An 11,600-nucleotide genomic window follows, 5' to 3' on the forward strand; every position below is an offset into this window, starting at 1 on the left:
CATGACGCTCGCCCAGCCCGACCGCGAGATCTGGTTTCTCACCGGCAGCCAGTCCCTCTACGGCGACGAGACCCTGGCCCAGGTCGCCGACCAGTCACGGGTCATCCGCGACACCCTCGCGGACCAGCCGCAGATGACGGTGCGCGTGGTCTGGAAGCCCGTCCTCACCGACGCGGCCGCCATCCGCAGGGTCTGTCTCGACGCGAACGCCGACGACCGGTGCATCGGCCTCATCGCCTGGATGCACACCTTCTCCCCGGCCAAGATGTGGATCGCCGGCCTCGACGCGCTCAGCAAACCGCTGCTGCACCTGCACACCCAGGCCAACCGCCAACTGCCCTGGTCCACCATCGACATGGACTTCATGAACCTGAACCAGGCCGCCCACGGCGACCGCGAGTTCGGCTTCGTGCAGACCCGCCTCGGCGTCCCCCGCAAGACCGTCGCCGGCCATGTCACCACCCCCGAGGTGGTCGACCGCATCGCCGGCTGGGCGCGCGCCGCCGTGGGCCGCGCCGAACTCGCCGATCTCAGGCTCGCCCGGTTCGGCGACAACATGCGCGACGTCGCCGTCACCGAGGGCGACAAGGTGGAGGCCCAGCTGCGGTTCGGGGTCTCCGTCAACACCTACGGCGTCAACGACCTCGTCACCGCCGTCGACGCCGCCGACGAGGACACCGTCACCGCGCTCGTCAAGGAGTACCAGGACCTCTACGCCCTCGCCCCCGAGCTGCGGCCGGGCGGCGAGCGCCACGAGTCCCTGCGCTACGCCGCCCGCATCGAGGCCGGTCTGCGCTCCTTCCTCACCGAGGGCGGGTTCCGCGCCTTCACCACGAACTTCGAGGACCTCGGCGGTCTGCGCCAGCTGCCCGGGCTCGCCGTCCAGCGCCTGATGGCCGACGGCTACGGCTTCGGCGGGGAGGGCGACTGGAAGACCTCCGTCCTGCTGCGCACGCTCAAGGCCATGGCCCACGGGCTGCCCGGCGGCACGTCGTTCATGGAGGACTACACCTACGACCTGACGCCCGGCCAGGAGCTCATCCTCGGCGCCCACATGCTGGAGGTCTGCCCCTCGCTCACCACGGCGACCCCCAGCTGCGAGATCCACCCGCTCTCCATCGGCGGCCGGGAGGACCCGGTCCGGCTCGTCTTCGACGCGGCCCCCGGCCCGGCCGTGGTCGTCGGGCTCGCGGACATGGGCGACCGCTTCCGGCTCGTCGCCAACCACATCGATGTCGTCACCCCGCCGGAACCGCTGCCCGCGCTGCCGGTGGCCCGCGCCGTGTGGCGGCCGAGCCCCGACCTGCGTACCTCCACCGAGGCATGGCTCACGGCCGGAGCACCGCACCACACCGTCCTCACCACCGCACTCGTCGGCGAGGAGCTGGAAGACCTCGCCGAGATGCTGCGCACCGAGCTCGCCGTCATCGACCGCGACACCACCATCCGGCGCTTCACCCGCGAACTGCGCTGGAACCAGGCGTACCACCGGCTGGCCCAGAGCCTGTGACCGCCGCCGACACCTCCACCAGGACGGAGCCCTCCGTGGCCGGGACCGTATCGAAAGAGCTGCGCCGGGACGTACTCGAAGCCAACCTCCGCATCCCCAGGGCCGGGCTCGCCACCCTCACCTGGGGCAATGTGAGCGGGGTCGACCGGGAGGCCGGCGTCTTCGTCATCAAGCCGTCCGGGGTCTCCTACGACGCGCTGGGCGCCGACGACCTCGTCGTCGTCTCCCTGGCCGACGGAAGCGTCGTGGAGGGCCGGCTCCGCCCGTCCACCGACACCGAGACCCACCGCAGCCTCTATCTGGCCTTCCCCTCGATCGGCGGGGTGACCCACACCCACTCCACCCACGCCGTCGCCTTCGCCCAGGCCCGGCGCCCGATCCCGGTGCTCGGCACCACCCACGCCGACACCTTCAACGGGCCCGTCCCCGTCACCGCCGCGCTGACGCCCGAGCAGTGCGCCGAGGACTACGAGTACAACACCGGGCAGGTCATCGTGGACCTCCTGGAGCGCGACGACACCCGGGCGGCGGAGGTGCCCGGCGCCCTGGTCGCCCACCACGGCCCGTTCACCTGGGGCGCCGACGCCACCAAGTCCCTGGAGCACGCCATCATCTGCGAGGCGGTGGCGGAGATGGCCCTGCACACCATCGCGCTGGGCACGGTGGAACCCCCGCAGCACCTGCTGGACCGCCACTTCACCCGTAAACACGGCCCGGACGCCTACTACGGCAACCCCGGAGCCGCGTGACACCACCGCACGCCGTACGGGCCCGGGCCCCGCACACCGTGTGCGGGGGCCGGGCTCCGGTCAGTGGCCGGCGGGCGGCCGCACGCTCTCGCGGCGGACGAGCTCCGGGGTGATGACGGGCTGCGCGCCCTTCGTCGCGGCACCGTTGATCAGCCCGAGCAGGAGGTCGAGCGTCGTGGTGGCGACCGCGCCGAAGTCCTGGCGCACGGTGGTCAGCGGCGGCGAGTAGAACGCCGACTCGGGCACGTCGTCGAACCCGATGATGCTCACCTGGTCCGGGACCGAACGCCCCCGCTCGGTCATCGCGCGCAGGGCGCCGAGTGCCTGGTGGTCGTTGGCCGCGAAGACCGCGGTGACCTCCGGCATCCGGGCCAGCATCTGCCCCGTCCGGTACCCGGAGGCGGCGGACCAGTCGCCCGTGCTGACCGGCGGCACCTCCGCCCCGGCCTCCTGCAGCGCCCGGCGCCACCCGCGGATGCGGCCCGCCGCGTCGAACCAGTCCGGCGGGCCCGAGATGTGCCACACCGTCTCGTGCCCGGCCTCCAGCAGGTGCTTCGTGGCCTCGTACGCGCCCTGCTCCTGGTCCACGGACACCATCGGAGCACCGCGCTCGGGGTCGCCGTCGATGGTGACCAGGGGGACCTCGGCGGGCACCCCGGCCAGCGCGGCGTCGGCCGAGGCGGTGGGCGCGATGACCACTATCCCGGCCACGCGCTCGTCGCGGTGGCGCTCGACGGCGGCGGTGATCGAGGACTGCCCCAGCTCGGGCACCCGGTGCACGCTCACCGCGAAGCCCTGGCGGGCGGCGGCGATCTCGAAGGCGGCCAGGAGCGAGGAGGGCCCGTACAGCGTGGAGTTCTGGGCGATCACGCCGATCAGCTGCGAGCGCCCCGTCACCAGGGCGCGCGCCGCGCGGTTGGGCCGGTAGCCCAGCTCCTTCACCGCCGCGAGCACCCTCAGCCGGGTCTGCTCGCGCACGTTGGGGTGGCTGTTGAGCACCCGGGACACCGTCTGATGCGACACGCCCGCGAGCCGCGCGACATCGGTCATCGCCGGTTCCCGCACCACCGGACTCGTCGCCGTGGCGTCCTCCACACCCATCTCCTTCTGACGGTGACCGCCCCGTCCCGGCTTGTCCGCCGGGGACCGCGGGTGATCCGCAATGAACGTTCAATCTACGCCCCGGCCGGGGTACGGCCCCGCGGCGCGGGCTGCCACCGCGCCCCGCCGAGGCCGGTCCCGGTCAGGCGACCGACTCATAGTGAGCGCTAACAGTCTCGTCCACAACAAGTGCGCGACGATGCCGAATTGTGGTTTCCCCAGGGGTTGACGCGGTAAATGTTAGCGCTCACTGTTGACGCCCGTGGCCCCCGATCGCAGAGGTCGGCGGCAGGGACGCACGGTTCACGATGGAGGACGACGCTGTGTTCAAGAAAATTGCCATGGTCGGCTGCGCGCTGGCGCTGGCCACGCTGACGGCCTGCGGGAGCGGCGACGGCGGCGGGTCCAAGGCGTCCGGCGGCGACAAGCTGGTCATGGGCTTCGCCCAGGTGGGCGCGGAGAGCGGCTGGCGCACCGCCAACACCAAGTCGGTAAGGGAGTCGGCCAAGAGCGCCGGCATCGAGCTGAAGTTCTCCGACGCGCAGCAGAAGCAGGAGAACCAGATCAAGGCCATCCGCTCCTACATCCAGCAGAAGGTCGACGTGATCGCCTTCAGCCCGGTCGTGGAGACGGGCTGGGACGCGGTCCTGCTGGAGGCCAAGCGCGCGAAGATCCCGGTGATCCTCACCGACCGGGCCGTCGACTCCGAGGACACCTCCCTGTACAAGGCGTTCCTCGGCTCCGACTTCGTCGAGGAGGGCCGCAAAGCCGGCAAGTGGCTGACCGAGAACACGAACGGCCCGGCCAACGTCGCGGAGATCCAGGGCACCACGGGAGCCGCACCGGCCATCGACCGGCAGAAGGGCTTCAAGGAGGCCATCGCCGGGAAGTCCGACATCAAGATCGTGGCCTCGCAGAGCGGTGACTTCACCCGGGCGGGCGGCAAGCAGGTCATGGAGGCGCTGCTGAAGTCGCACCCCGACATCAACGTCGTGTACTCCCACAACGACGACATGGGTCTCGGCGCCATCGAGGCGATCAAGGCGGCCGGCAAGAAGCCCGGCACCGACATCAAGATCATCACCGTGGACGCGGTCAAGGCCGGCATGCAGGCCCTCGCGGACGGCGAGATCAACTACATCGTGGAGTGCAACCCGCTCCTCGGCGACCAGCTGATGGACCTGGCGAAGAAGGTCGTCAAGGGCGAGAAGGTCCCGGAGCGCGTGGTCACCGAGGAGACGGCCTTCACCTCGGAGCAGGCGGCGAAGGTCCTCAAGGACCGGAAGTACTGACAGGCGCCGCGGCCCCGCCACCGGGACGGGTGGCGGGGCCGCTCCCCCCTTGACGAAAGCACGGGTCATGACCGATTCCCCAGCGGCCGGCGCCAGCCCGGTCGTCGACATGCGCGGTATCACCGTCGAGTTCGCCGGCGTCAAGGCGCTCGCGGGCGTCGACTTCCGCCTGTTCCCCGGTGAGGTGCACGCACTCATGGGTGAGAACGGCGCGGGCAAGTCCACCCTGATCAAGGCCCTCACCGGAGTCCACCGGCCGGCGGCCGGCACCATCCGGCTGAACGACGAGCCGGTCGAGTTCACCACCCCCGGCCAGGCCCAGGACGCCGGGATCAGCACCGTCTACCAGGAGGTCAACCTCTGCCCGAACCTGTCGGTGGCCGAGAACATCCTGCTCGGCCACGAACCGCGCAGACTGGGCGCCATCGACGGCCGGGCCATGCGGGCCCGCGCCACCGGACTCCTGGCCAGGATCGGTCTGACCATCGACCCCGGCTCCGTACTGAGCAGCCATTCCATCGCCGTGCAGCAGCTCGTGGCGATCGCCCGGGCACTGGTGGTGGACGCGCGGGTGCTGGTCCTGGACGAGCCGACCTCCAGCCTGGACAGCGACGAGGTCGAGGAGCTGTTGCGCATCGTGCGCGTGCTGCGGGACGAGGGCGTGGCGATCCTCTTCGTCTCCCACTTCCTGGACCAGGTCTACGAGCTGTCGGACCGGATGACGGTGCTGCGCAACGGCACGCTGGTGGGGGAGTACCTGCCGAAGGACCTCGACCGCATGGCCCTGGTGTCGGCGATGCTGGGCCGTGAGCTCGGCGTGCTGTCCGAGGTCGAGCGCCGCTCGGAGGAGCGGGCACCGGGCAGCGCCCCGGTCCTGGTCGCCCGCGGCCTCGGCCGGGCCGGTGCGGTCGAGCCCTTCGACCTGGACATCCACGAGGGCGAGGTCGTCGGCCTCGCCGGGCTGCTGGGGTCCGGCCGGACCGAACTCGCGCGGCTGCTGTGCGGCGCCGACCGCGCCGACAAGGGCACCCTCTCCGTCGGCGGCGAGACGGTACGGGCCCGGGGACCGCGCTCCCTCATCGCCAAGGGGGTCGCCTTCTGCTCCGAGGACCGCAAGGCCGAGGGCGTCGTCGCCGATCTGAGCGTCCGCGACAATCTGATCCTCGCCACCCAGGCCGCCCGGGGCTGGGCGCGGCCGGTGCCCCGGCGCACCGCCGAGGCGATGGTGGCCGAGTACATCGAGCGGCTGGACATCCGCCCGGCCGACCCCGACGCCGTGATGGGCAACCTCTCCGGCGGCAACCAGCAGAAGGTGCTGCTGGCCCGATGGCTGGTGACCCGGCCCCGGCTCCTCATCCTGGACGAGCCCACCCGGGGCATCGACGTCGGCGCCAAGGCACAGATTCAGAAGGTGGTCGCCGAACTGGCGGCCGAGGGCATGGCGGTGCTGTTCATCTCCGCCGAACTGGAGGAGGTGGTACGGGTGTCCGACCGGGTCGTGGTCCTGCGGGACCGGCACAAGGTGGCCGAACTGTCCGGCGGTGACGTCTCCGTGGACGCCGTCATGTCGGCCATCGCGGCCGACGCCCACGCGGATGCGGCGGTGGCCTCGTGATCCGCGGACGTCTGCTCTGGCCGCTCGTCGCACTGGCCGGCCTGCTCCTGCTCAACGTCGTCTTCACGCACTCCTTCCTGGAACTGCGCATCCAGGACGGCCACTTGTACGGCAGCCTGGTGGACATCCTCCGCAACGGCGCCCCGACCATGCTCATCGCCGTGGGCATGACCCTGGTCATCGCCACCCGGGGCATCGACCTGTCCGTGGGCGCGGTCGCCGCGATCGCGGGCGCGATCGGCTGCACCTGGATCGCCGACGGCGGGGACGTGCCGACCGCCATCCTCCTCGCCCTGGCCGTATGCGTGCTGCTCGGCCTGTGGAACGGCTTCCTGGTCTCCGTCCTCGGCATCCAGCCGATCATCGCGACCCTCGTCCTGATGACGGCCGGACGCGGTGGCGCGATGCTGCTCACGGAAGGCCAGATCGTCACCGTCGACAGCTCCGCGTACCGGCAGATCGGCGCCGGCTTCCTCGTCCTGCCGATCGCGATCCTGATCAGCCTCGCGGTCCTCGGCGGCGTCGCCCTGCTGACCCGCCGCACCGCCCTCGGCATGCTGATCGAAGCGGTGGGCGCCAACCCCGAGGCCAGCAAGCTCGCCGGGGTCCGCTCCCGCACGATCACCTGGACCGTCTACGTCTTCGCCGCGTTCTGCGCCGGTGTGGCCGGACTGATGATCAGCTCCAACGTCAGTGCCGCCGACGCCAACAACGCCGGTCTGTGGATCGAGATGGACGCCATCCTCGCGGTCGTCATCGGCGGCACCTCGCTCGCCGGCGGCCGCTACTCCCTGGGCGGCACCCTCGTCGGAGCGCTCGTCATCCAGACGCTGACGACGACCGTCTACTCCATCGGCGTGCCCACCAACGTCACCCTGCTGTTCAAGGCGGTCGTGGTGATCGCCGTGTGCCTGCTGCAGTCCCCGCGCACGGCGCGGATCATCGGCGGCCGGCGCAAGCCCTCCGTAACCGCTCCCCAGACCCAGAAGGTGGCCGCCGGATGAGCACATCGGCCTTCGCTTCCGTACGACCACGCCTTCCCCAGCGATTCCTGCCGGTCGTCGCCACTGTCGTGGTGTTCGCGGTGACCTTCGGGATCGGCTCGGTCCGTTACCCGGACTTCGCCTCCGGCCAGGTCGTCGCCAACCTCTTCATCGACAACGCCTTCCTCATCGTGCTCGCCGTCGGCATGACCTTCGTCATCCTCACCGGCGGCATCGACCTCTCCGTGGGCGCGGTCGCCGCCCTGTCCACCATGATCGCCGCGTCCACCCTCCGGGCGGGCTGGCCGGTCCTGCTGTCCGTCCTCGCGGTGCTCGTGTCCGGGACCGTCCTCGGCCTGCTGATGGGCCTGGTCATCCACTACTTCGACGTGCAGCCGTTCATCGTCACCCTGGCGGGGATGTTCCTGGCCCGGGGGCTGTGCTTCCTCATCAGCGTCGAGTCGGTGTCCATCACCAACACGTCCTTCCGAGACTTCGCCACCGGCACGATCGAACTGCCCGGCGACGTCACGGTCACCTACAGCGTGCTCGTCGCCCTGGCCGTGGTGGCGGCCGCGGTGTACGTCCTCCACCTCACCCGCTTCGGCCGCACGGTGTACGCGGTCGGCGGCAGCGAGACCTCGGCGCGGCTGATGGGCCTGCCCACCACGAGGGCCAAGGTCGGCGTCTACGCGGTGAGCGGCTTCTGCTCCGCCCTGGGCGGCCTGCTGTTCGCGCTGTACATGCTCTCCGGCTACGGGCTGCACGCGGTCGGCATGGAGCTGGACGTCATCGCCGCCGTGGTCATAGGCGGCACCCTGCTGGCCGGCGGGGTGGGCTATGTGGCCGGTTCGATGGCGGGCGTCCTGGTCCTCGGCACCGTGCAGGCACTGATCTCGTTCGAGGGCACCCTCAGCTCCTGGTGGACCAAGATCGTCATCGGCGCCCTCCTGCTGGCCTTCATCGTCCTCCAGCGCGTCATCGTGCGGCAGCCCCGATAACCGGGCCTGCCAGGGGAGTTGCCCCACTTCGGGCTGGTGCGGATGTGGCCGGTGAGGAAACATGGGCCTGCGCGGCACGGAGTCGTCCGTGCCTCCGGCGCACGACGTGAAGAGGGCCGATGACTGACGGGCAGGGCAACCAGGTGGCGGTGGACGGAATCGACACGGGCACACCGCACTCGGCGCGGGTGTGGAACTACTGGCTGGGCGGCAAGGACAACTACGAGGTGGACCGCCGGCTCGGGGCCACGATGGAGGAGCTGTTCCCCCAGATCATCGAGATAGCGCGCGCCTCCCGGGCGTTCCAGGCGCGGGCCGTGCGCTATCTGGCCGCCGAGGCGGGCGTTCGGCAGTTCCTGGACCTCGGCACCGGCCTGCCGACGGCGAACGCCACCCACGAGGTCGCCCAGGGCGTCGAGCCGACGGCACGCATCGTGTACGTGGACAACGACCCGATCGTCCTCGCCCACGCCCGGGCCCTGCTGACGAGCCGGCCCGAGGGCGCCACGGACTACGTGCACGCGGACCTGAGGGACACGGAGAAGGTGCTGCGCGAGGCCGCCCGGACCCTGGACCTCAGCCGCCCGGTGGCCGTGATGCTGCTCTCGACGCTGGGACACGTGGCGGACGCGGACGAGGCCGCGGCCCTGCTCCGCGGCTACCTGGACGCGCTGCCCGCCGGCAGCCATCTGATGCTGTGCGACACCATCGAGACCCCGGAGACCCGGGCCGGGTCCGACGAGTACGCCAGCGGCGGCGCCATGCCGTACATCTCGCGCCCCAGGGAAATCGTCGCCACCTTCGCGGACGGCCTCGAACTGGTGGAACCGGGCTTCGGCTCCATCAGCCTGTGGCGCCCCGAGGAGCCGGTCACCGGAGAGCCGGTCGACCAGTGGGGCTTCGTCGCCGCCAAGCGGTAGCCGGGCCGGCCAGGCGGCTCGCTCCCCGGGCTCGTCGAGGCCGACGACTTCGCCACGTACGTCATGAAGTTGTCAGGGCACGCATGAACCCCCCGCGCGAGCGGAGATGAGCCGTCTTGCCGAACATCCGTACAACGCGGACAAGTTGACCATGCAGTTCCCTGCCTCTGGAAACGTCATCGACACCGAGATACGGCTCAAGGCTCAACGAGTCCCCGAGGCCATGTCGCCGAGGCGTGCCCGCAGCACCTCCCACTCGCGCAGGCCGACCGGTCGGCGGGTCGCGCGGGTGCGTCCTTGCCAGGCATCGCGCCCGTCGTCCCATAGGAGTGGGCGGCCGAGGTTCGAGCGATGCGCGTCCGATGGCGTGATCGCGGCAGCGTGCGCCGCCGCAGCGGTGCGCTTCGTGTGAGTTTCATGTGAATCCCGGCCCCGCCGAGCGCTACCAGCGGGGTCTTCCCAGGTCAGGGGCCTGGCGCTGTCATGAGGCGCACATGTTCGTCCAGATCCGGCTCACGTCGTAGACCGACGATGGAGCGGCGCATGCGGCTATCGCGTGCACCTCTGCCACCGGTTCCTGGAGCCTCGATGATCGAAGTACGTGGTCTGACGAAACGCTACGGCGATGTCCTTGCCGTGGACGATCTGACCTTCGCTGTGCGTCCCGGTGAGGTGACCGGGTTTTTGGGGCCCAACGGTTCCGGTAAGTCGACCACGCTGCGCATGGTCCTGGGGCTGGATGCACCCAGCTCCGGCACGGCCACCGTGGACGGGCGGCCCTATGCCGAGCAGCCCGCGCCGCTGAAAGCCGTCGGGGCGCTGTTGGATCCCGGGGCGGTGCTGCCCAGCCGCACCGCCTATCATCACCTGTTGGCGCTCGCGGCCGGCAACGGGCTCCCCCGCAGCCGGGTGGACAAAGCGTTGGCGGAAGTCGGCCTGGAAAAGGTGAGGCGACGCCGGGCAGGAGCCTTCTCCCTGGGAATGCGCCAGCGGCTGGGTATCGCCGCGGCGCTGCTGGGCGATCCTCCGGTGCTGGTCTTCGACGAACCGCTCAACGGGCTGGACCCGGAGGGCATCGTGTGGATCCGCTCGCTGATGCGGAAGATGGCCTCTGAGGGACGCACGGTGTTGATGTCCAGCCATCTGATGAGCGAGATGGAACTGACCGCCGACCATCTCATCGTCATCGGTAGCGGAAAACTGATCGCCGACACGTCGATGAAGGACTTCATCGACACGCACTCCGAGCGCGAGGTCCTGGTCCGCACCCCGCAGGCCGACGAACTGCGCGGCATGCTCGCCGCGGCCGCGGCCGCGCACGTTCGTAGGGAGGACAGCGAGACCCTGGTCGTGACCGGTCTGGAAGCCCCCGAGATCGGAGCGCTGGCGTCAGCCGGCGGGGTGGAACTGCACGAGCTGGCCCCACGCCCGGCGTCCCTGGAGCAGGCATTCATGGCGCTGACCCGCGATGCAGTGGAATACCAGGCAGAAGAGGAGACGAGCCGATGAGTCACGCCATCACGCAATCCCCCGTCGAACCGGCGAAGATCCGCCGGCGCGCCCGCATGAGGCGCCTCCCTTCACCAGGCTCGGACCGTACGCCGGGCGGAAAGGCGACCTTCTGGCACAGCCTCCACGCCGAATGGATCAAGATCCGAACGATGCGGTCGACTCTGTTCGTGATCCTGGGCACCATGGCGTTCACCGTCGGGCTGGCCGCGCTGAACGGCTCATCCGCCGGCAGCGAGTTCGCGGCCTTGAGCCCTGCGGACCAGGCCACGTTCGACCCGCTGGCCACCAGCATGCGCGGCTATCTGCTCGCGCAGATAGCGCTCGGTCTGCTGGGTGGCCTGGCCATCACCTCCGAGTACGGGGCGCGCACCATCGTCCCCACCCTCACCTCCGTGCCGCACCGAGCACGGGTGCTGGCCTCCAAGGCCGTGGTACTGGTGGGCGTGGCGCTCCCGGTCGGGATCGCGGTGTCGCTGGCCGGCTTTCTGGTCGGGCAGGCGACGCTGTCCGGGGCGGGCGTTCCGCACCTGGCACTCAGCGACGGCGTGGCGCTGCGCGGCATCGTCGGTGGTGGCCTATATCTGGCACTGGCCGGGCTCTTCGGACTGGCTCTGGGCACGGTCATCCGCTCCACCACGGCGACGGTGACCAGCCTGTTCGGTGTCATGCTGATCGTCCAGGCGTTCGCTCCGGCCCTGCCCGGCGGGATCGGCGACTGGGTGTCGAAATACTGGCCGCCGATCGCCGGCGGGCAGATCATCACCAGCGTCCAGGATCCCGAGCTGCTGGGACCCTGGGCAGGACTGGGCGTCATGGCCGGGAGTGTGGCGGCCTTGACGGCGGCGGCCTTCGTCGTCTTCCGCAAGCGCGACGCCTAGCAGGGCAGCACAGTGAAGACAGAAGACCACCGGCCGGGG

Annotated in this window: 10 protein-coding genes; 9 read left to right on the forward strand and 1 reads right to left on the reverse strand. The window is 70.5% G+C overall.

Going from position 1 to position 11,600, the window contains the following annotated elements; translation table 11 throughout:
- Position 1 precedes the first annotated feature (1 nt).
- Together araA and araD are read left to right on the forward strand one after the other, a co-directional pair.
- Entirely contained in the window at positions 2 to 1,510 is a 1,509-nt protein-coding gene (gene araA, locus ABZ565_RS16880) for an L-arabinose isomerase (protein WP_361026590.1), read from the forward strand.
- 35 nt (positions 1,511 to 1,545) lie between these two features.
- Positions 1,546 to 2,259, forward strand: a complete 714-nt coding sequence (gene araD / locus ABZ565_RS16885; protein WP_361026593.1) for an L-ribulose-5-phosphate 4-epimerase AraD — start codon at positions 1,546 to 1,548, stop codon at positions 2,257 to 2,259.
- A gap of 60 nt (positions 2,260 to 2,319) precedes the next feature.
- On the opposite strand, the gene ABZ565_RS16890 is transcribed toward araD, so the two are convergent.
- Positions 2,320 to 3,360: a LacI family DNA-binding transcriptional regulator gene (locus tag ABZ565_RS16890; protein WP_361026596.1), complete on the reverse strand. Its 1,041-nt coding sequence runs from the start codon at positions 3,358 to 3,360 to the stop codon at positions 2,320 to 2,322.
- A 341-nt stretch (positions 3,361 to 3,701) separates the two neighbouring features.
- On the opposite strand from ABZ565_RS16890, the gene ABZ565_RS16895 reads away from it, so the two are divergent.
- From ABZ565_RS16895 to ABZ565_RS16925, 7 genes are all read left to right on the forward strand, one after another.
- Complete coding sequence (locus tag ABZ565_RS16895) at positions 3,702 to 4,652, forward strand: ABC transporter substrate-binding protein (protein ID WP_361026978.1); 951 nt, start codon at positions 3,702 to 3,704, stop codon at positions 4,650 to 4,652.
- Positions 4,653 to 4,719: 67 nt separating this feature from the next.
- Positions 4,720 to 6,267: a sugar ABC transporter ATP-binding protein gene (locus ABZ565_RS16900; protein ID WP_361026599.1), complete on the forward strand. Its 1,548-nt coding sequence runs from the start codon at positions 4,720 to 4,722 to the stop codon at positions 6,265 to 6,267.
- Positions 6,264 to 7,271, forward strand: a complete 1,008-nt coding sequence (locus ABZ565_RS16905; protein WP_361026602.1) for an ABC transporter permease — start codon at positions 6,264 to 6,266, stop codon at positions 7,269 to 7,271. The genes ABZ565_RS16900 and ABZ565_RS16905 overlap by 4 nt, the downstream gene beginning before the upstream one ends.
- Entirely contained in the window at positions 7,268 to 8,251 is a 984-nt protein-coding gene (yjfF, locus tag ABZ565_RS16910; protein WP_361026605.1) for a galactofuranose ABC transporter, permease protein YjfF, read from the forward strand. Before ABZ565_RS16905 ends, yjfF begins: the two co-directional genes overlap by 4 nt.
- Before the next feature lie 119 nt (positions 8,252 to 8,370).
- Positions 8,371 to 9,171, forward strand: coding sequence for an SAM-dependent methyltransferase (locus tag ABZ565_RS16915; protein ID WP_361026608.1), 801 nt, complete (start codon positions 8,371 to 8,373; stop codon positions 9,169 to 9,171).
- Positions 9,172 to 9,759: 588 nt separating this feature from the next.
- A complete protein-coding gene (locus ABZ565_RS16920) occupies positions 9,760 to 10,680 on the forward strand; it encodes an ATP-binding cassette domain-containing protein (RefSeq protein WP_361026611.1) in 921 nt (306 codons plus the stop codon).
- A gap of 152 nt (positions 10,681 to 10,832) precedes the next feature.
- Complete coding sequence (locus ABZ565_RS16925; protein ID WP_361026614.1) at positions 10,833 to 11,561, forward strand: ABC transporter permease; 729 nt, start codon at positions 10,833 to 10,835, stop codon at positions 11,559 to 11,561.
- Positions 11,562 to 11,600 lie beyond the last annotated feature (39 nt).

The sequence above is a fragment of the Streptomyces sp. NPDC016469 genome, assembly GCF_040632905.1.
Lineage (GTDB): Bacteria > Actinomycetota > Actinomycetes > Streptomycetales > Streptomycetaceae > Streptomyces.

Coding starts and splice junctions, on each gene's coding strand:
- araA (WP_361026590.1), top strand. CDS start 2: ATGACGCTCGCCCAGCCCGACCGCGAGATCTGGTTTCTCACCGGCAGC.
- ABZ565_RS16890 (WP_361026596.1), bottom strand. CDS start 3,360: ATGGGTGTGGAGGACGCCACGGCGACGAGTCCGGTGGTGCGGGAACCG.
- ABZ565_RS16895 (WP_361026978.1), top strand. CDS start 3,702: ATGGTCGGCTGCGCGCTGGCGCTGGCCACGCTGACGGCCTGCGGGAGC.
- ABZ565_RS16900 (WP_361026599.1), top strand. CDS start 4,720: ATGACCGATTCCCCAGCGGCCGGCGCCAGCCCGGTCGTCGACATGCGC.
- yjfF (WP_361026605.1), top strand. CDS start 7,268: ATGAGCACATCGGCCTTCGCTTCCGTACGACCACGCCTTCCCCAGCGA.
- ABZ565_RS16915 (WP_361026608.1), top strand. CDS start 8,371: ATGACTGACGGGCAGGGCAACCAGGTGGCGGTGGACGGAATCGACACG.
- ABZ565_RS16920 (WP_361026611.1), top strand. CDS start 9,760: ATGATCGAAGTACGTGGTCTGACGAAACGCTACGGCGATGTCCTTGCC.
- ABZ565_RS16925 (WP_361026614.1), top strand. CDS start 10,833: ATGCGGTCGACTCTGTTCGTGATCCTGGGCACCATGGCGTTCACCGTC.